Consider the following 18,638-nt stretch of genomic DNA (forward strand, 5'->3'; position numbering starts at 1 on the left):
CGCTCGATACGCCGGCCGCCTCAGAACCCGTCCTCGAAGACGAACGTCCCGTTCCGCTGGACGACCTCGCCGTCGACCTCGATAACCGAGTCCTCGCTCATGTCGACGATCATGTCGACGTGTTCGGCGGACTCGTTGACCGCGTTCTCCTCGCCGACCGTCTCCGGGTAAGCCGACCCGACCGCCATGTGGACCGTGTCGCCCATCTTCTCGTCGAACAGCATGTTGTAGGTGAACCGGTCGATCTGGCGGTTCATCCCGATGCCGAGCTCGCCGAGGCGACGCGAGCCCTCGTCGGTGTCGAGGATGCCGGAGAGGAGATCCTCGTTGCGCTCGGCGGAGTGGGAGACGACCTCGCCGTCCTCGAACCGGAGCCGGACCCCGTCGATCTCGCGGCCGTAGCGGTAGAGGGGCAGGTCGAAGTGGACCTCGCCGTCGACGCCGTCGCGCGTCGGCGCGGTGAACACCTCGCCGCCGGGGAGGTTCGCCTCGCCGTAGTCGTTGAGCGTGGAGTTCCCCGACACGTCGAGCGTGAGGTCGGTCTCCTCGCCGGACACGATCCGAACCTCGTCCGCCTCGTCCAGGATCTCGACCATGTTCGACTGGAACTCGCGCTGTTCGTCCCAGTCGAGCGAGACAGCGTCCCACACGAAGTTCTCGTACGCCTCGGTGCTCATCCCGGCGAGCTGGGCGTGGCTCGCGGTCGGGTACTGCGTGAGACACCACGTCTTCGAGAGGCGGGTCCGCTTGACGTCCTCCATCGCGCGGTTGTACGCGGCGTTGGTCTCGGGGTCGATGTCGGCGTCCTCGGTAGCGTTCGCGCCGCCGCGCGCGATGACGAACACGTCGGCCTCCTCGTAGAGCGCCCGGCGGTGACTCGGCTCGGTGAACTCCTCCGAGGAGCGCTTGAAGGCGCGCTGGGCGCGCTTCGAGTAGTTGAGGTAGATCGGGTTCGCCCCGCGGTCGCCGCAGACCTCGTGGAGCGCGACGGCGAGGTCCTCGGCCTCCTTGGGCATCTGGATGACCACGTCGTCGCCCGACTCGATGCCGGTGGCGTGGTCGGCGATTATCTCGGCGTGCTCGCGGACGCGTGCGTCCATGACAGCCGGTTTCGCCGCCGGGGAATTACCGCTTTTCCTTCCGGCGTGGCGGGTGGGTGAGGTCGGGACGCCGAGAGCCCGGGCGGCGAGCCGTCGCGACGCGGCGCCGGCGACCGCCGCGACCGCCCCGGCCGCAACGCGTTTGCCCCGCCGTCGCGTAGCTCCGGCCATGTCTCGGCTCGCGTTCCGCGCGGCCGCGGCGGTCGTCGGCGTCGCCCTGCTCGCCGTCTACCTGACCGCGGCGCTGTTCGTCGCGGACCTGCTACGCGTGCTTTGGGCCGCCCGCCCCGACCTCCCGGTCCTCCTCGCGCTGCTGGCGGCCGCCGCGCTCGGGTCGGCGTACCTCAGCTACCGGCTCGGTACCGCGCAGATCCTCGCGAACCTGGAGGGGGACCGCGTCCCCCGGGAGCGGGCGCCGGACCTCCACCGCCGGGTCGACTCGCTCGCGGCGCGGATGGACGTCGCGCGCCCGAAGCTGTACGTCACCGACGCCCGCGCGCCGAACGCGTTCGCGGTCGGGGGCGGGGCGGACGGCGGCGCGCTGGTGATCGACCGGTCGCTGTTCCGGCTGCTCGCCCCCCGCGAGATCGAGGCAATCTTCGCGCACGAGCTGGCGCACTTGGAGGGGAACGACGGCTTCGCGATCGCGATGGCCGACGGGATCGGGCGCTCGCTGGTCGGGATCGCCACCGTGGTGGCCCTCCCGGCGCTGCTCGCGCTGTCGGGGCTCGCCGCCGCGTCGGCGTGGATCCGCGGGCGACCGGGCGACCGGTCCGGCCCCTTCGCGCGGCTCCACCGGGCGCTCGCAGGCGCGCTGTTCGCCGGATTCGTCCTCGCGACGCTCGTCGCTCGCTCGCGGTCGCGCAAGCGGGAGTTCGCGGCCGACGACCGCGCGGCCGAGGTGACCGGCGACCCGGTGGCGCTCGCGCGGGCGCTCCGCCGGATCGAGCGCGCGACCGATCCGACGTGGTCGTTCGCCCCGTTCTCGACGCACAAGCGGACCGACGAGGCGGTCGAGCGCTGGCTGTCGACGCACCCGTCGACCGACGAGCGCGTCGAGCGCCTGCGAGAGAGGGCGGAGGCACAGGGGCCGACGCGCCGGATCCCGGCGGGGCCGTCGCGGACGACCGCCGGGCGCGGGCGGGCGCGGCGGTGAGAGGCGTCGGGCACGAGGCCGGAGGATATTGCGGTGGTCGTCACCGCTCGGCCAGCAGTCACCTATCGGCGAGCGACCGGGGCTCTGCCGGTGCGTGCCGTCGGTCCGCCGGCAGCAATAGCGAGGCGATCGACCGCGGCGACGGACGCTCCGACTTACAGCCCGTACTGTTCGCGCGTCACGCCGCCGAGGCCGGACTCCTCCAGCACGTCCGCGGGCACGAGCATGTCGAGCTGGACGACGCCCGGCAGCCGGCCGATCTGAACGCCCCCAGTGAACGTACATCGGGCGCGGACCTCGCCCTCGCTCATGCCGAGCAGCGTCCCGGCGCGGTCGAAGGCGTTCTGCGTGGCGTCGTTGGCGGTCGCGCCCGAGCCGATCACCTGTATCGGGGCGGCGTCGGTGTCGATGTCGACGCCGTGTTCGTCTCCGAGGTCGTCGCCCGCCTCGATCTCCTCGTCGCTGTAGGGCGCGCTGATGAAGGGGAGGTCCTCCTCGTTCGGCAGGAGGACGGGGCCGTCGAGGTCGACGTCCTCGATCACCTCCACGTCCATCGTGACGGTCCCGCTCACGTCGGTGGTATGGAGGGAGAGCTCGCCGTCACCCTGGTTCGCGTGGAGGTCGCCGACGTAGACCCCGCCGCCGTCGACGACGACGGGGCAGATCAGCGTGGCGCCCGCGCGGACCTCGGGCACGTCCATGTGGCCGTCGGTGCGCAGGTCGAGGTCGTCCTCGGTCTCGACCCCGTAGTCGTGGTCGGCGCCGATCAGGTTCTGCCCGAAGTCGCCGGCGTTGTGCGAGTCGGGCATCGTCACCGGCGGCGTGGTGCCGATGTTGCCGATGAACGGGCGGAGGCGACCCAGCGTTCCGGGCATCCCGTCCGGCTCGTACAGCAGGATCGGGTGTTGGCGGGCGTTCTCGGGAATGTCCATCACGCGCTCCGCGTCGGTCGCGAGCTCGTGGGCCCCGTCCTTGTCGAGGGTGATCCCGACCGCGTTCTCGTGGTCGAACGCGACGGTGTACCCGTACTCGAAGCCGAACGAGGAGGCGTTGGCGCCGCACTCCGCGCAGCGGATCGCGTCCTCGCCGGTGCCCTCGACGACGGAGTCGGGCCACGTCGTCCCACACTCGGGACAGCGGTGGTCGACGAAGGGGTCGTCGCCGAACGCCTCGTCCCGCTCCGCCATCGAGCCCGTGCTGGTCGCCATGCTCGTCACCTCCACGTCGCGGATGTGGATCGCGACCGCGTCGCCGACCTCGGCGCCCTCGACGCGGATCGGGCGCGTCACCTCGTGGCCGCCGCGGAACGACGGCGTCACCATCGGCCCCCAACAGCCCGGCGGCGTGTACGTCGTCACCCGGCCGCCGTCGGCGACCGTCCCGGCCCACTCCTGGTCGGGCCCGACGAGGCCGAGCGTGTACTGGTCGACGTACAGTTTCTCTTTGACCTCTGTTTGCGCCATACCGTATAGTGGTACGGTATGACACGTCATAACCGTAAGGGAGGCGGCACTCGCGCGGCGAATCCCGAGGGCCGCGAATCCCGGGAATCACGAGGCGCGCTCGCTCGGCGGATCGCCCGCGGCGGGGAGCTCCTACCGCACTCGGGGTCTGTCGGGCTCGCGGCCCCCGGGGAGTGGTCACCGGCCCGCGCTCCCGAGATCGCTGGCGAGACCGCCCGAGATGTTTGAAAATAGCGCTCCTGAACGAACTCAAAGAGCTTGTAATCAGTCGAACAGGGTTATTGAAGACAAAATCTTTTCACTATACGAGTCTGTGAGAAAGTACGCGACGAAAATACACTATGCCAGCAATGGAAACCGCTGAGTTCGATACCGAACTCAGTCTCTTCAAGTACGATAATCTCGAACAGCTTCCGCCTGAATACCGCGACTTCGACGAGGCCGAGCGAACGCGACGGATCGAGGGGGCGCTGGACGCGCTCGGCGACGACGTGGTAATCCTCGGCCACAACTACCAGCGACGCGAGATCGTCGAGCACGCGGACTTCGTCGGCGACTCCTACCAGCTGAGCAAGGAGGCCGCCGCGGCCGACGCGGAGTACGTCGTCTTCGGCGGGGTCACGTTCATGGCCGAGTCCGCCGACATCATCACCGACGACGACCAGACGGTCGTCCTCCCGAGCATGGAGGCGTCGTGCCCGATGGCGGGGATGGCCGAGGCGCTCCAGGTCGACGCGGCCTGGGCGGAGCTGACGGCCGCGACCGACGCGGACGTCGTACCGGTCACCTACATGAACAGCTACGCCGACCTCAAGGCGTTCTGCGCCGAGCACGGCGGCTTGGTGTGTACCTCCTCGAACGCCCACCGCGCCTTCGAGTACGCCCTCGACGAGGGCGACAAAGTGCTGTTCCTCCCCGACAAGCACCTGGGGGAGAACACCGCCCACCGGCTCGGGCTCGAAGAGGAGATCGCCGAGTGGGACCCGTGGGACGCCGCCTCCGCCGACGCGGCGGCGGTCGTCGACAACGACGTGATCCTCTGGGACGGCTACTGTCAGGTTCACGAACGGTTCAGCCCGTCACACGTCGAGCAGGTCCGGGCGGACCACGAGGACGCGCGAGTCGTCGTCCACCCCGAGTGCCGCCGGGAGGTCGTCGAGGCGGCGGACGTGGTCGGCTCCACCGCGACGATCCGCGAGACCGTCGCCGAGGCCGACCCCGGCGAGACGTGGGCGATCGGCACCGAGGTCCACCTGACCCGCCACCTCCAGCGGTGGCACCCGGAGGTGAACGTCGTCCCGCTGTGCGGCGAGGCGTGTATGGACTGTAACGCGATGCGCCAGATCGACCCGAACTACCTCGCGTGGGTGCTCGAAGAGCTGGCCGCCGGACGCGAGCGCAACGTCGTCGAGGTCGCGCCCGAGGAGAAGGAGCTCGCGCGCGTCGCGCTCGACCGCATGCTGGAGGTGTGAGATGACGGGCCACGAGACCGCAGACGTGCTGGTCGTCGGCTCGGGGATCGCCGGCCTGACGGCCGCGCTCGCCGCAGCGCGCGAGGGGCGCGAAGTGACGGTGGCGACGAAGGCCACGCGCCCCGCGGACGCCGCGTCGTGGTGGGCGCAGGGCGGGATCGCCGTCGCCCGCGACCGACCGGAGCGGTTCAAGCGCGACGTGCTGGCGGCCTCGGACGGGACGGCCGACCCGGACGCGGTCGACGTGCTCGTCGAGAACGCCGACGGCGCCGTCCGGGACGTGCTCGTCGACACGCTCGGCGTCGAGTTCGACCGCGAGGCGGGCGCCGACGCGTTCGACTACGGCCGCGAGGCCGCCCACAGCGAGGAACGGATCCTCCACGTGGGCGCGGCGACGGGCGAGCACGTCCACGTCCCGCTGTTGAACCACCTCGACGGACGCGACGGCGTCGAGGTCGTCGGCGACGCGGCCGCGCTGGAGTTGATCACGCGCGAGGGGCGGGTCCACGGGGCCGTCGTGGCGTCGGACGACGGTCGCGTCCCGATGTACGCGAACGCGACCGTGCTCGCGACCGGCGGAGTCGGCGACCTGTTCCCGCGCTCGACGAACCCCCGCGGCGCCACCGGCGACGGGGTCGCGATGGCCGCGCTCGCGGGCGCCGACGTGACCGACATGGAGTTCGTCCAGTTCCACCCGACGGCGTACGACGCGGGCCCGGACGAGGAGGGGTTCCTGGTCAGCGAGGCGGTCCGCGGCGAGGGCGCGCTGCTGCGCAACGGCGACGGCGAGCGGTTCATGCCGGAGTATCACGACGACGCCGAACTCGCGCCGCGCGACGTGGTCTCGCGGGCCGTGGCCGCCGAGCGCGACGCCACGGGCGAGGTTCGCCTCGACGTGGGGCCGCTCGACTTCGCGGGCGCGTTCCCCGGGCTCGCCGAGAAGTGCGCCGACCGCGGCGTCGATCCCGACGAGGGGATCCCCGTCGCGCCCGCCGAACACTTCCTCTGCGGCGGCGTCGCCGTCGACGACCGCGGGCGGACGACCCTCGACCGGCTCTACGCGGTCGGCGAGTGCGCGCGGACCGGCGTCCACGGCGCGAACCGCCTCGCCTCCACGAGCCTCCTCGAAGGGCTCGTCTGGGGGCTCCGAGCGGGCGCCGACGCGGCCGAGGCGGCAGGTTCCGACGGGGCGCCGGCGGACCCAGAGCGGGTCGCGCCCCCGGACCTACTGGACCGCGACCCCGACCTCCCGTCAGCGTTCGCCCGCGAGAAGTTCCGTCGACTCCGCCGAGTGATGGGAGAGCACGTCGGAATCGAGCGCGACCCCGCCGACCTCCGACGGGCGCTCAACGTCCTGCGGCGGCTCAAGGGCGAGGTCGACGCCTACGTCCGGACGCGGACCTCGCGCTCGCTGTACGAGCTCCGCAACGCGACCGTGACGGCGCTGTTGGTGACGCGACAGGCGCTGGCGAACGACGAGAGCGTCGGGACGCACTACGTCGCGGACGACGCCGAGCCCGCCGAACCCGGGCCGGCGGCCGACGACTGATGCTCACCGACGCCGACGTGGAGCGCTGGCTCCGCGAGGACGTGGGGCACCACGACGTGACGAACGACGTGCCGGGCGAGACGAGCGGCCGGCTCGTCGCGAAAGAGTCCGGCGTCGCGGCCGGCGTCGACGCCGCGAGCGCCGTGTTCGACTACCTCGACGCGACCGTGACCGAGCGCGTCGCGGACGGGACCGCGGTCGAGCCCGGCGACGCGCTGCTGCGGGTCGCGGGACCGGCACAGGCGGTCCTCCGCGGCGAGCGCGTCGCCGTGAACGTCGCGGCCCACGCCTCGGGAGTGGCGACGCGGACCGACGCCGCGGTCGCGGCCGCCCGCGAGGTCGACCCGGATGTCCAAGTCGCGGCGACCCGCAAGACCACGCCCGGACTCCGCGGGGTCGAGAAGCGCGCCGTCGCGGCCGCCGGCGGCGACACCCACCGCCTTGACCTCTCGCACATGGTCATGGTCAAGGACAACCACGTCGCGGAGCTGGGGCTGACGGAGGCGATCGAGCGCTTCCGCGAGCGCGCCTCCTTCGCGACGGGCGTCGAGGTCGAGGTCGAGGGCCCGGACGCCGCCGCGCGCGCCGCCGCGGCCGGCGCCGATGTCGTCCTACTCGACAACATGGCGCCACCGGAGACGACGGCGGCGGCTGAGCGCGTGGCCGCCGCGGACGGAGACGCGCTGACCGAAGCGTCGGGCGGGATCACGGTCGAGACCGTCCCGGACTACGCCGCGACCGGGGTGGACGTGATCTCGATGGGCGGGCTCACCCACTCCGCGCCGGCGCTCGACCTGTCGTTCCGGACGGGAAGCGACGGGTAGCTCGCCGCCGGCGAGACGGGCGCCGGCGGCGAGGTCGGCTCCGTTCGCGACCGCTCGCGTCGCGGAGTGATCTGGTGGTTTTTATGAATCCCACACCCACGGTCAGGGTATGCAGACCCACGTCGTGCCCGTCGGGTTCGACTACGACCGGATGATCGCCCCCCTCATCCGGGACCAGTTCGACGTCGACCGGGTGATCCTCTTGGAGGGGACGGTCGGCAGCGAGGCCAACGTCGAGTACTCGCGCAACATCGCGCGCAAACTGGAACAGGACTTCCAGAACCTGCTCGGCGCGGAGACGGTCCGCGAGCAGTTGGACGACGTGTACGACTACGACGCCGCCTTCGAGCGCGCCTTCGACCTGATCAACGCCGAACTCGATCGCGAGGAGGGAGTCGACGAGTCCGACGAGCGCGAGGTGTGGGTGAACCTCTGTTCGATGCCCCGGCCCGTCTCCTTCGCGTTCGCGACCGCGGCCCACTCGATAATGGTCGAGCGGCAGGCGGACCGCGACCGCATCCACACCTACTACACCGCCCCCGAGAAGTACCTCGAAACCGAGTTGGCGGAGGAACTCCGCGCGACCCGCGACCTCCTGCGCGACCTCGACCAGGGGAGCGACGCCGACGCGCTCGCGGACGCGGGCGTCGATCCCGACCGCGTCGCCGATCGGCTCGCGAGCACCACGGACCTCCTCGCGGAGTTCGACGAGCGCGGCACCACCATCGGCGCGAAGCGGATCGGCGACCGCCACGTGATCGAGCTGCCGGTCGCCTCCTTCCAGAACGTCAAGCCGTTCGAGGAGCTGGTGCTGTTCACGCTCGGCGAGCACGGCGAGTTCGAGTCCGTCTCCGAGCTGGCGGAGACGCTCGCGGCCGAGCTCAACGAGGAGTACACGGACTCGTTCCGCTCGAAGGTGATCTACAACGTCGACCGGCTCGGTCCCGGCGGGAAGGGGTACATCGAACGCGAGGAGCACGGGAAGTCCTACCGGACGAGCCTCTCGCGGATCGGGGAGCTGTGGGTCCGCTCGCACGCCGACGAGGATCGGGACGTGGCGTGAACAGCTGGGACGTGAGGTAAACCCTCGGGACGCGGAGTGAACGACCGGGACGTGACGCGAGCGGCGGCGAGCGAGATGCCGCCCATCGAAGGGTAGTTAGCCTCCGGGCGGCACGCTGCGGTATGGAGACGGCACTCGTTATCCTCGACGGCTGGGGGCTCGGCGACCACGACCGCCGCGACGCCGTGAAGGCGGCCGACACGCCGACGTTCGACGCGGCGACGGAGCGCGGGGCCGACGGCCGCCTCGTGGTTCACGGGCGGCGCGTTGGGCTCCCGGAGGGACAGATGGGCAACTCCGAGGTCGGCCACCTCAACATCGGCGCGGGGCGGGTGGTCAAGCAGGCGTACACCCGGATCACGGACGCGCTGGAGGAGGGGTCGCTCTCGGACAACGACGCGGTCGCGGCCGCGCTCGACCACGCGGACTCGACCGGCGGCCGCGTCCACTTCATGGGGCTCGTCTCCGACGGCGGCGTCCACTCGGACGTGGAACACCTGCTCGCGCTGATCGACGCCGCGGCCGACGCGGGCGTGCCCGCCACGAGCCACGCGTTCACCGACGGCCGCGACACGGCCCCGGAGATCGCCGACGAGTTCCTCGCCGACGTGACCGCGAAGGCCGACGAGCGCGGCACCGGTCATGTCGCGACCGTGACGGGGCGCTACCACGCGATGGACCGCGACGAGAACTGGGGGCGGACGAAGAAGGCGTACGACGCCATCGTCGGTCGCGAGGCCCCGAACGAGGCCGAGAGCGCGGTTGCGGCCGCCCGCGAGGCACACGCCCGCGGGGAGACGGACGAGTTTGTCGAGCCGACGCTCGTCGCCGACGAGCCCGCCCTCGCCGACGGCGACGCGGTGATATTCTTCAATTTCCGCGCCGACCGCGCCCGACAGCTGGTCCGGATGCTGACCGACACGCGGCCCGAGTGGGAGTTCGACCTCGGCCAGCCCGAGGTCCGCATGACGACGATGACCGAGTACGACGAGACGTTTGAGTTCCCGGTGGCGTTCCCGCCGCAGATCCCCGCGAACACGATCGGCGAGGTCGTCGCGGACGCCGGCGGCACGCAGCTCCGGATCGCGGAGTCGGAGAAGTACCCTCACGTCACCTACTTCCTCAACGGCGGCCGAGAGGTGGAGTTCCCGGGCGAGATCCGGACGATCGTCGAGAGCCCGGACGTGCCGACGTACGATCAGCAGCCGGAGATGTCCGCGCCCGAGGTGACCGACGAGGCCGTCGAGACCATCGCGTCGGACGACCCCGACCTGCTCGTGTTGAACTACGCGAACCCCGACATGGTTGGCCACACCGGCGACTTCGAGGCGGCCGTCGAGGCGGTCGAGGCCGTCGACGCCCAGCTCGACCGCCTGCTCTCCGCGATCGCCGACGCCGGCGCGCACGCGGTCGTCACCGCGGACCACGGCAACGCCGACGACATGGGTACCGCGGACGACCCCCACACCGCCCACACGTACAACCCGGTCCCGTTCGTCTACCTGACGCCCGACGGCGACGACGGCGCGAAGCGGGTCCGCGAGGGCGGGTCGCTGTGCGACATCGCCCCGACGCTGCTCGACCTGATGGAGCGCGACCGCCCCGATGAGATGACCGGCGAGAGCCTGCTGGAGAGTAAACGATAAACTTCGGATCGATTCTCGCTCGTTCCACGGCGTTTTAATACGTCGTCGGGCTTGTGATCGTTCATGACAGACGAGACCACGCCCGTGATCGCGGCCGCCTACCGAACACCGCAGGGGAAAGACGGCGGCGTCTACGAGGACGTCCGCAGCGAGGACCTCTCGACGACGCTCATCGACCATGCGCTCGACGAGACGGGGCTGACGAGCGACCACGTCGACGACCTGATGTGGGGGGTCGCACAGCAACGCACCGAGCAGGACAACAACGTCGCGCGCGTCATCGCCCTCCTCTCGGAGCTGGGTGAGTCGGTGCCCGCCACCTCGATCAACCGCTGGTGCGCCTCCTCGATGCAGGCGATCATCTCGGCGTCGGACGCCATCGCCGCCGGGAACCGCGAGTGTATCATCGCGGGCGGGGTCGAGAACATGAGCCGCGTCCCGATGGACGGCGACTCCTACGAACACCTCCACCCGGAGCTGTCTGAACAGTACAACATCTTCCAGCTCCAGATGGGGATGACCGCAGAGAAGGTCGCCGAGGAGTACGAGGTGAGCCGCGAGGCCCAAGACGAGTACGCCGCCCGTAGCCACCAGCGCGCCGCCGAGGCGACCGAGTCGGGCCGCTTCGACGACGAGATAGTCCCCGTCGAGACGGACGACGGGCTCGTCGAGGCGGACGAGGGGATCCGCCCGGACACGACCGCCGAGAAGCTCGCCGACCTGCCGCCCGCCTTCACCGGCGACGGCAGCGTCACCGCGGGGAACTCCTCGCAGATCTCCGACGGCGCGTCGCTGACCGTCGTCACGAGCAGGGCGTTCGCGGAGGAGCACGGGCTCGACGTGCTCGCCGAGGTCGGCACGAACGCGGTCGCCGGCGTCGACCCCACCGTGATGGGGATCGGCCCGGTGCCCGCCACCCGGAGCCTGCTCGACCGCGCGGGCACGGACATCGACGACTACGACCTCGTCGAACTCAACGAGGCGTTCGCCTCCCAGTGCGAGTACTCGCGGCGCGAGCTCGGCATCGACGAGGACCAGTACAACGTCAACGGCGGGGCCATCGCCATCGGCCACCCGCTCGGCGCCTCGGGCGCGCGCCTCCCCGTGACGCTGCTCCACGAGATGCAAAAACAGGACGCCGACCGCGGGCTCGCGACGCTCTGCGTCGGCTTCGGGCAGGGCGCCGCGATCGAGTTCCTGCGGTAGACAACTTAAAAAGCGACGTTCTGCGGTGGCGCGTGCCTTCGAGCGCCCTCCGGGCGCGAGAAGCACGCGCGAGGGAGTCGGTGGTTCGGAGCGAAGCGAAGAACCACCGACGAGGCTGGGGAGGTGTGAGGCGCTGTGCGGTGCGGGGGCGGGACTCGAAGGGGCGGCCGTGAGGCGGTCGCAGGCGACGTAAGGACCGCAAGAAACGAGCGGAGCGAGTGACTGAGGACCGCAGCGAGCGTGCGACCGCCTCACGGCCGGGGCTTCGGTGGCGTTCGTGTCGGTCAGAGATTTAAAAACGGAATCTTACAGCCGATCGACCGGGGCATCGGCGGTGTTCGCCGTCGATCTGCGGACGATTATTTATAAATGACTCACTGAGACTTCGGTTATTTATTTGTCCCGTGTGTGAAGCCGCGGTCGGGCAGGGGGTCGCCGTCGGCCGTGACGCGCGCCGCCGCGTCGCCGTCCGACCCCTCAACCACGGTACCGATCCGCGTGAGGCCCGCGGGACACGCCTCGCTGACACCCGAAACGTCCTCTTCCGGCACCGCACACAACAGCTCGAAGTCCTCGCCGAAGTGCGCCGCGAGCTCGAACCGCTCCGCCGACCCCTCCGCGACCTCCTCGACCGCGGGATGAACCGGAACCGCGTCCCGTTCCAATTCGATCCCGACCTCGCTCGCCTCGGCCAGCTGGTGACACGAGCGCGCCAGCCCGTCGGAAGAGTCCATCATCGCGGTCGCCGTCCCCGCGAGCGCGAGCCCGTCGGCCACGCGCGGCGTGAACCGGAACAGCTCGTTGGCGCGCTCGATAGCCCCGTCGTCTCCCCTTTTAAATAACCGCAGCGCCGCCGCGGACCGGCCCCACTCGCCGGTGACGCAGAGGGCGTCGCCCGGCCCCGCCCCGTCTCGGGTGACGGCTCCGGCGTCGGTCACGCGCCCGACGGCGGTGGTCGCGGTCGTGAACTCGACGTGTTCGTCGAGGTCGCCGCCGACGTACTCGGCGTCGACCGCCTCGCAGACGTCGACCGCGCCCGCGACGAACCGGGTCAGCTCGTCGCGGTCGAACGCCTCGTCGGCGTAGACGGCGACCGCGGCCCGGGCGGTCGCGCCCATCGCCGCCACGTCCGACAGCGACGCGCCGACTGCGCGCCAGCCGGCTGTGTACCGCGTTGTGCCGGCCGGGAAGTCGGTCCGCTCGTGGAGCATGTCCGTCGTGATGACCGTTCCGTCGACGACGGCGGCGTCGTCGCCCGCGTGCGGGAGGTCGGCCGCGAGAGCCCGGAGAGCGTCGCGCTCGTTCACTACCCTACGCTCCGCGCGGCGGGGTCAATAAGCGATCGGTCCGGCCCGGCTCGGTCTGGCCCGGTCCGACGCCGTCGATGTCGCTCGGCGGCGTCACCGACAGTGTTGTGGACGCTGTCACCGGCGGCGAGGGGCGCGCAGCCCCGGATGTCTTCGTTTGTATGGGCCGTGTTGTCATGGAACATTTAACCGAATAAAACAACATAACGAATATTATCATTATCAATCATTATGTTTATTGCCTTCCTCCGATTTGCTCCGGTCGCAATGGCAGTATCCGTACGCGGACACGCAACGACCCGAGGCACCGACCCGATCACCAGACGACCGCCGCAACCCCCCACACGACCCGATGACGACACCTGACGACACGCCTGACGACACGACTCGACGCACCGATCGCACGACCGACCGCACGACCGGCTCGGAGCCCGCGGAGCGCTCCGACCGGACTGCTTCTCCGCAGCCGATCCCCGGCCGCATCCCGCCCACCGAGGAGGCCGGCGCGCCGCTGGTCCCGACGATCACGACGCGCCGGACCACGGGGACGCGCTCGCCCGGGTCGCCGCCGCGGGCCGACACCCGTCGCCCGACCCGTCCGCCGGCCGACGACGAGCGCGACGCGCCCATGGTCCCCGACCTGCGTCCCGCCTCGCGGACGCGGACCGACGGGGGTTCGCGATGACGGCGAACGCGACGCGCCGCTCCCGCGAGCGCTCGGCCCGGTCGACCGGCGAGGACGCGTCCCGCAGCACCGTCCCAATGGCGGGGACCGGCGACGGACCGCGCCCGGACCCGACGACGTTCGCGCCGACCGCTCGCCCCGCCGACAAACGCCGATCAGGCCGGCGCACCGCGCCGAACCACACCGCAGACGACGACACCACGCAGTAACCCGATGAATCCCAACGAACTCGACGACGACGTCTTCACCAGAGATATCGACAACCCGGCCGGCCGCCGGCTCCGCGAGCTGTTCGAGGAGCAGGAGTACACGTTCGCGCCGGGGATCTACCACGCCCTCGACGCCCGCCTCGCGGAGATGGCGGGTCTCGACGCGGCCTACATGAGCGGCTACTCGACCGTCCTCGGCCAGTTCGGCTTCCCCGACCTGGAGATGGTCACCATGTCCGAGATGGTCGAGAACGCGAAGCGCATGGTCGAGGCGACGAACCTCCCCGTCATCGCCGACTGCGACACCGGCTACGGCGGCGTCCACAACGTCCGGCGCGCGGTCCGCGAGTACGAGAAGGCCGGCGTCGCCGCCGTCCACATCGAGGACCAGACCTCGCCGAAGCGCTGCGGCCACATCGCCGGCAAGCAGATCGTCTCCCGCGAGCAGGCCCGCTCGCGCTTCGAGGCCGCCGTCGACGCCAAGCAGAGCGAGGACACCGTCATCATCGCCCGCACCGACGCGTACGGCTCCGCCAACGGCGACTGGGAGGAACACCTCGAACGCGGCCGGATCTACGCCGACGCTGGCGTCGACCTCGTCTGGCCCGAGATGCCCGACCCGTCCCGCGAGGACGCGGTCGAGTACGCCGAGACGATCCACGAGACCCACCCCGACCTCGATCTGGCCTTCAACTACTCCTCCTCGTTCGAGTGGGGCGCCGAGGAGGACCCGCTCACCTTCGAGGAGCTCGGCGACCTGGGCTACCAGTACATCTTCATCACGCTGTACGGTCTCCACTCGGGCGCCCACGCGGCCTACGAGGACTTCGAGAACATCGCGCAGAACGACGAGGAGGCGCAGTTCGACCTCGAAGAGCGGTACATCGGCCACGAGACGGAGAGTCACCACGAGCTCTCCTTCGTCCCGCGGTATCAGGACATCGAGGCCGAGTTCGATCCCGAGGCCCGCGAGCGGCAGGAGGAGTCGGCGGGGTTCACCGAAGACGAGAGCGACCCGATCACGGCCGAAAACGACGACTGAGCGCCCGGGAAAACCGGTGACCGAGCGCTCGGCGGCGACCGACGGCGGAGCGCTCGACGGCGACCGACGGCGGAGCGCTCGACGGAACCCGACCACCGAGCGTCCCGTCGCCGTCAGCCGTCCGGAATCGCTCCCCGTTCTTTCAGCTCCGCGATGTCGCCGTCGCCGTAGCCGTACTCGTCGAGAACTGACTCCGTGTGTTCGCCGAGCGCCGGCGGGTGGCGCCGGACGGTCGTCGGCGTCCGGGAGAAGTGCATGGGCGAGCCGGGGAACGTGACGGTGCCCGCGGTCGGGTGTTCCGCCTCGGCGACCATCCCGCGCGCCTCGATTTGGGGGTCGGCGAACACCTCGCTCACGTCGCGGACGCGGCTCGCGGGCACGTCGTGTTCCTCCAGGACCGCGGTCGCCTCGGCGGTCGTCATGGACGCGAACGTCTCGCTCAGCTCGCGGTCGAGCTCCTCCCGGTGGCGGACGCGGCCCTCGTTGGTCTCGAACCGCTCGTCCGCGAGCAGGTCCGGGCGGTCGATCGCGCGGCACAGCGGCGGCCAGAACGGGTCCGACGAGCAGGCGACGACGACGTACCCGTCGCTCGTCTCGAACGCCTGATACGGGACGATGTTCGGGTGTTTGCTCCCCATCCGTCCCGGCGGCTCGCCGCTGGCGAAGTAGTTCGTCGCCATGTAGCTGGTCCAGGCGGCCTGCCCGTCCAGCAGGCTCACGTCGATCTTCTGGCCGCGGCCGTCGCCGAGTTCGCGCTCGAGGAGGGCCGCGAGGATCGCCTGCGTCGCGTACATCCCCGCGCCGACGTCGGCGAGCGCGACGCCGATCCGGACCGGCGGGCCGTCCTCGACGCCCGTGAACGACATGAACCCGCCCCGCGCCTGCATCATGATGTCGTAGGCGGGCTTGTCGCGGTCGGGGCCCCACTCGCCGTAGCCGGAAATGCCGCAGTAGATCAGCCCGGGGTTCTCGTCGACGAGGTCGCCGTAGTCGAGGCCCCACTCGGCGGTCTTACCGACCCGGAAGTTCTCGACGAGCACGTCGGCCTCGCGGGCGAGGTCCCGCGCGACCGCGCGCCCCGACTCGGTCGTCAGGTCCAACTGGATCGACCGCTTGTTCCGGTTAACGCTGACGTAGTAGGCGCTCTCTTCGCCCTCGCCCTCGCCGAACGCTGGCGGGACCCATGTCCGCGTCTGGTCGCCCTGTCCGGGCCGCTCGATCTTGAGCACTTCGGCGCCGAGGTCGCCGAGCTGCATGGTACAGAACGGGCCGACGAGCACGCGAGAGAGGTCCAGCACGGTGACGCCATCCAGCGGTCCGGTGTCGCCGTCGGGATCGCGCGCCTCACCGACCACGCGCGTTCACCCCCGCGGACCGTCGCCGAATTCGGTTCATGTGTCCCGGGTCAGTCCCGGGGGTACTGAGTGTTGCGGCGGCGCCGCGGACGGAAACCCGGGGCCGGCGAGGAGGCGGCGCCGGCGAACGGTTTCGTCAGGCCGGAAGCGTGTCGATGCCGTCGATCTCGACGTAGCCGTAGCCGCAGTCGGGACAGCGCCACTTCGTCTTCTCGCCGAGGTGAAGCGTCATCGCCGCGGTCCGGTAGAACGAACGAGACCCGCCGCAGTCGGGACAGTCCACGTCCTTTTCGAGCGCCATGTGCGCCGATCGATCCGGGCCGGTGTTGAACCTACTGATTCGGGCTCCGCCGGCCCTGTCACCACACCGGCGCGAGCAGTAGCGCGACCGTCGCCGAAATGAAGACGAGCTTGAGCGCGGTGTTGACGGCGATCACCTTCGTCCCGAACGAAGGCCCCCAGATCCCGTACTGGAACGGGATCGAGCGCCGGAACGTGGAGACGGCGAACGAGAGGATGCTCCCGATGAGCAGCGACGCGACCGCGGTCCGCGTCGTGAAGATCCCGGCTTCCGTCCCGGCGAGCGTCGCCGCGCCCGCGGTCGTGTCGAGCGTGAACACCGCGATGACCGGCACCGCGGCACCCGGCAGGCCCAGCACGCTCGTGATCGGCTCCGCCACGCTCGTCAGGGCCGCCACGTCGTAGGTCGTGACGAGCCAGATGACCAGCGTGTACACGACCGCGAGCCGCGGGACAATCCGCCGGAGGGTCCGCCACGACTTCCCGGCCGCGTCGCGCACGCGCTCCCGGTCGGTACGGTCGTCGTCCTCGGGCCCGGTCGCCTCGACGTCGGCGAGCGCGGCGCGGTCGACGTTCGACTCGGAGAGGAGGAACCCGCCCGCGACGACGCCGGTGACGGTGATCAAAAGCGCGATGCCGGCTCGCGCGCCGACGTAGACGGCGCCGGTGGTGACGCCGAGGATCGGGATCAACACCGGGACGTAGTAGGTGAACACGTGCTGGACGAAGCCGAAGAACGTGTTCATCGTCACCGCGACGAGCGTCGCGCGGTCGTCGAGCAGCCCCGACTCGCGGAACTCCGCGAGGGTCGCGTAGCCCGCGGTCGTCGACGCCGCGGTCGTGAGGATCGCCGTGCCGACCTCGTCCGGGAGGTTCGCCGGTCGGGTGAGCCACCCCGCGAGCCCGGCGACGTACCGGACCAGCCCGAACGCGACGGCGACGTTGGCGGCGAAGACGCCCCCCGCGATGAACGCCGTGATCCGGGCAAGTCGGGGGGCCACCTCCGCGAGCAGCGTCGAGAGCTCGGCGGCGACCGATTGCACGAATCAGCGTACGCGAGGGGCGCTCAAATGGCCGTCGGAACGGGCGGGCGTTCCCGGAGGGTCGGAACGTGCGCCGCCGCGCGGGGCTTATGTCCCGCCGCGGAGAACGGCCCTCCGATGGCTCCCGCCGAGGATGACATCTCGATCGATGAAAAGCGCGTGTACGCGGGCAGCGCCGGCCGCACCGACGCCTACGTCGCGACGGGGACGGGGATCGTCCGCGTCTCGCTGTCGGCCGACAAGGTCGGCGCGTTCGACATGGTCGCCCGCGACCCCGCCCGCGATGTCACCGTCCTCGCTCGCGGCGGCGGCCCCGACCTCGCCGTCGCGGCCACGCCCGACGGGCTCTCGGTCGCCGCGGTCGGCGACGACCCGACGTTCGAGTCGGTCGACGACGAGCCGGCGGTCGCGGTCGGCGCGGCGAGGGACCGTGACGACGCGCTCCTTGTCGCCCGCGAGGACGGGGCGATCGAGCGTATCAACGTCGGGGAGGGCGACGAGGCGACGGTCTCGTCGACGACGCGGATCGGAACCGTCACGGACCCGCGCGCGGTCGACGGCGGTCTCGTCGCGGGCGGGAAGGCGGTGTACCGGGTCGGTGAGCGCGGCATCACCGACGTCGGCCTCGACGACGCGCGCGACGTGGCCGGCGCCGGGATGCCGCTTGCGGCGACCGGTGCGGGGCTCTACTGGCTTGGCAACGGTTGGATGACGGCCCGGGAGGCGGTCGCGGAGGCGGTCGCGTCCGACGGCGACGGGCACGCGATGGCGGTCGTCGGCGGTGACCTGCTCGTTCACTCGGACGGGGCCGGCGAGTGGGGCGAGGAGACGTGGACGCCCGCGGACCTGCCCGTGGACGAGACGCCCGTCGCGCTCGGCTACGGCCCCGGCGTCTCGGTCGCGGTGACGGACGCGGGAACGCTCTGCGTCGACGCCGGCGACGGGTGGCGACACCAGGTGGTCGGCGTTCGCGACGTGGCGGGCGTGGCGCTCGCGGTCGTAGAATAGGCAGAGTACGTCGATGTTGACGGCTCGGTGGGAGCTCCCTCCAAATTCCCCGTCGGATTATAAACGGGATTCAGCAGGTCGGCGGTGAATACTCCCAAAGCCCCAGCCGCGAATCGGGCGCACGCTCGCTGTGATCCTCAGTCGCTCGCTTCGCTCGCTCGCTGCGGTCCTCACTTCGCCTGCGCCCGATTCGCGCCCGCCCCTTCGAGT

Annotated in this window: 17 protein-coding genes; 11 read left to right on the forward strand and 6 right to left on the reverse strand. The window is 70.9% G+C overall.

Annotation, left to right across the window (positions count from 1 at the left end; translation table 11 throughout):
* Positions 1-20 precede the first annotated feature (20 nt).
* A complete protein-coding gene (locus EXE41_RS09500; RefSeq protein ID WP_049931574.1) occupies positions 21-1,100 on the reverse strand; it encodes an aminopeptidase in 1,080 nt (359 codons plus the stop codon).
* A 169-nt stretch (positions 1,101-1,269) separates the two neighbouring features.
* Here EXE41_RS09500 and EXE41_RS09505 point away from each other — a divergent pair, with 169 nt between their 5' ends.
* Complete coding sequence (locus EXE41_RS09505; RefSeq protein ID WP_137690832.1) at positions 1,270-2,256, forward strand: M48 family metallopeptidase; 987 nt, start codon at positions 1,270-1,272, stop codon at positions 2,254-2,256.
* Between the two features lie 155 nt (positions 2,257-2,411).
* On the opposite strand, the gene EXE41_RS09510 is transcribed toward EXE41_RS09505, so the two are convergent.
* Positions 2,412-3,719, reverse strand: coding sequence for an acetamidase/formamidase family protein (locus EXE41_RS09510; RefSeq protein ID WP_137690833.1), 1,308 nt, complete (start codon positions 3,717-3,719; stop codon positions 2,412-2,414).
* Positions 3,720-4,060: 341 nt separating this feature from the next.
* Here EXE41_RS09510 and nadA point away from each other — a divergent pair, with 341 nt between their 5' ends.
* The 6 genes from nadA to EXE41_RS09540 all read left to right on the forward strand — a co-directional run bounded on the left by nadA (position 4,061) and on the right by EXE41_RS09540 (position 11,479).
* Positions 4,061-5,191: a quinolinate synthase NadA gene (gene nadA, locus EXE41_RS09515; RefSeq protein ID WP_137690834.1), complete on the forward strand. Its 1,131-nt coding sequence runs from the start codon at positions 4,061-4,063 to the stop codon at positions 5,189-5,191.
* Between the two features lies 1 nt (position 5,192).
* The gene (locus EXE41_RS09520; protein WP_137690835.1) at positions 5,193-6,740 is read left to right on the forward strand and encodes an L-aspartate oxidase; all 1,548 of its coding nucleotides are present in this window, start codon (positions 5,193-5,195) and stop codon (positions 6,738-6,740) included.
* A complete protein-coding gene (gene nadC, locus EXE41_RS09525) occupies positions 6,740-7,564 on the forward strand; it encodes a carboxylating nicotinate-nucleotide diphosphorylase (RefSeq protein ID WP_086216591.1) in 825 nt (274 codons plus the stop codon). The genes EXE41_RS09520 and nadC overlap by 1 nt, the downstream gene beginning before the upstream one ends.
* Positions 7,565-7,673: 109 nt before the next feature.
* Positions 7,674-8,627: a DUF6293 family protein gene (locus EXE41_RS09530; RefSeq protein ID WP_049931568.1), complete on the forward strand. Its 954-nt coding sequence runs from the start codon at positions 7,674-7,676 to the stop codon at positions 8,625-8,627.
* Positions 8,628-8,749: 122 nt separating this feature from the next.
* Positions 8,750-10,273 carry a 2,3-bisphosphoglycerate-independent phosphoglycerate mutase gene (gpmI, locus tag EXE41_RS09535; protein ID WP_137690836.1) on the forward strand — a complete coding sequence of 508 codons (1,524 nt, stop codon included), beginning with the start codon at positions 8,750-8,752 and terminating at the stop codon, positions 10,271-10,273.
* Between the two features lie 63 nt (positions 10,274-10,336).
* The gene (locus EXE41_RS09540) at positions 10,337-11,479 is read left to right on the forward strand and encodes a thiolase family protein (protein WP_086216589.1); all 1,143 of its coding nucleotides are present in this window, start codon (positions 10,337-10,339) and stop codon (positions 11,477-11,479) included.
* 389 nt (positions 11,480-11,868) lie between these two features.
* On the opposite strand, the gene thiL is transcribed toward EXE41_RS09540, so the two are convergent.
* On the reverse strand, positions 11,869-12,786 hold the full coding sequence (gene thiL / locus EXE41_RS09545) for a thiamine-phosphate kinase (RefSeq protein ID WP_086216769.1): 918 nt from the start codon (positions 12,784-12,786) through the stop codon (positions 11,869-11,871).
* Between the two features lie 352 nt (positions 12,787-13,138).
* On the opposite strand from thiL, the gene EXE41_RS09550 reads away from it, so the two are divergent.
* The 3 genes from EXE41_RS09550 to aceA are packed head-to-tail and all read left to right on the forward strand — an operon-like array spanning position 13,139 to position 14,722.
* A complete protein-coding gene (locus EXE41_RS09550) occupies positions 13,139-13,471 on the forward strand; it encodes a hypothetical protein (RefSeq protein WP_049931564.1) in 333 nt (110 codons plus the stop codon).
* A complete protein-coding gene (locus EXE41_RS09555) occupies positions 13,468-13,680 on the forward strand; it encodes a hypothetical protein (RefSeq protein ID WP_049931563.1) in 213 nt (70 codons plus the stop codon). Before EXE41_RS09550 ends, EXE41_RS09555 begins: the two co-directional genes overlap by 4 nt.
* Before the next feature lie 4 nt (positions 13,681-13,684).
* Complete coding sequence (gene aceA / locus EXE41_RS09560; RefSeq protein WP_086216767.1) at positions 13,685-14,722, forward strand: isocitrate lyase; 1,038 nt, start codon at positions 13,685-13,687, stop codon at positions 14,720-14,722.
* Positions 14,723-14,835: 113 nt separating this feature from the next.
* Here the strand turns inward: aceA and EXE41_RS09565 are convergent, their stop codons facing one another.
* From EXE41_RS09565 to EXE41_RS09570, 3 genes are all read right to left on the reverse strand, one after another.
* Positions 14,836-16,077 carry a CaiB/BaiF CoA-transferase family protein gene (locus EXE41_RS09565; RefSeq protein WP_094580439.1) on the reverse strand — a complete coding sequence of 414 codons (1,242 nt, stop codon included), beginning with the start codon at positions 16,075-16,077 and terminating at the stop codon, positions 14,836-14,838.
* A 136-nt stretch (positions 16,078-16,213) separates the two neighbouring features.
* Positions 16,214-16,378: a hypothetical protein gene (locus tag EXE41_RS19290; protein ID WP_167373072.1), complete on the reverse strand. Its 165-nt coding sequence runs from the start codon at positions 16,376-16,378 to the stop codon at positions 16,214-16,216.
* Between the two features lie 58 nt (positions 16,379-16,436).
* On the reverse strand, positions 16,437-17,420 hold the full coding sequence (locus EXE41_RS09570; RefSeq protein WP_086216765.1) for a nucleoside recognition protein: 984 nt from the start codon (positions 17,418-17,420) through the stop codon (positions 16,437-16,439).
* Between the two features lie 117 nt (positions 17,421-17,537).
* Here EXE41_RS09570 and EXE41_RS09575 point away from each other — a divergent pair, with 117 nt between their 5' ends.
* A complete protein-coding gene (locus EXE41_RS09575) occupies positions 17,538-18,428 on the forward strand; it encodes a hypothetical protein (RefSeq protein WP_137690837.1) in 891 nt (296 codons plus the stop codon).
* Positions 18,429-18,638: the final 210 nt, after the last annotated feature.

This window comes from Halorubrum sp. SD690R (genome assembly GCF_005435035.1).
GTDB classification, from domain to species: Archaea; Halobacteriota; Halobacteria; order Halobacteriales; family Haloferacaceae; genus Halorubrum; species Halorubrum ezzemoulense.

Coding starts and splice junctions, on each gene's coding strand:
- EXE41_RS09500 (WP_049931574.1), bottom strand. CDS start 1,100: ATGGACGCACGCGTCCGCGAGCACGCCGAGATAATCGCCGACCACGCC.
- EXE41_RS09505 (WP_137690832.1), top strand. CDS start 1,270: ATGTCTCGGCTCGCGTTCCGCGCGGCCGCGGCGGTCGTCGGCGTCGCC.
- EXE41_RS09510 (WP_137690833.1), bottom strand. CDS start 3,719: ATGGCGCAAACAGAGGTCAAAGAGAAACTGTACGTCGACCAGTACACG.
- nadA (WP_137690834.1), top strand. CDS start 4,061: ATGCCAGCAATGGAAACCGCTGAGTTCGATACCGAACTCAGTCTCTTC.
- EXE41_RS09520 (WP_137690835.1), top strand. CDS start 5,193: ATGACGGGCCACGAGACCGCAGACGTGCTGGTCGTCGGCTCGGGGATC.
- nadC (WP_086216591.1), top strand. CDS start 6,740: ATGCTCACCGACGCCGACGTGGAGCGCTGGCTCCGCGAGGACGTGGGG.
- EXE41_RS09530 (WP_049931568.1), top strand. CDS start 7,674: ATGCAGACCCACGTCGTGCCCGTCGGGTTCGACTACGACCGGATGATC.
- gpmI (WP_137690836.1), top strand. CDS start 8,750: ATGGAGACGGCACTCGTTATCCTCGACGGCTGGGGGCTCGGCGACCAC.
- EXE41_RS09540 (WP_086216589.1), top strand. CDS start 10,337: ATGACAGACGAGACCACGCCCGTGATCGCGGCCGCCTACCGAACACCG.
- EXE41_RS09550 (WP_049931564.1), top strand. CDS start 13,139: ATGACGACACCTGACGACACGCCTGACGACACGACTCGACGCACCGAT.
- EXE41_RS09555 (WP_049931563.1), top strand. CDS start 13,468: ATGACGGCGAACGCGACGCGCCGCTCCCGCGAGCGCTCGGCCCGGTCG.
- aceA (WP_086216767.1), top strand. CDS start 13,685: ATGAATCCCAACGAACTCGACGACGACGTCTTCACCAGAGATATCGAC.
- EXE41_RS19290 (WP_167373072.1), bottom strand. CDS start 16,378: ATGGCGCTCGAAAAGGACGTGGACTGTCCCGACTGCGGCGGGTCTCGT.
- EXE41_RS09575 (WP_137690837.1), top strand. CDS start 17,538: ATGGCTCCCGCCGAGGATGACATCTCGATCGATGAAAAGCGCGTGTAC.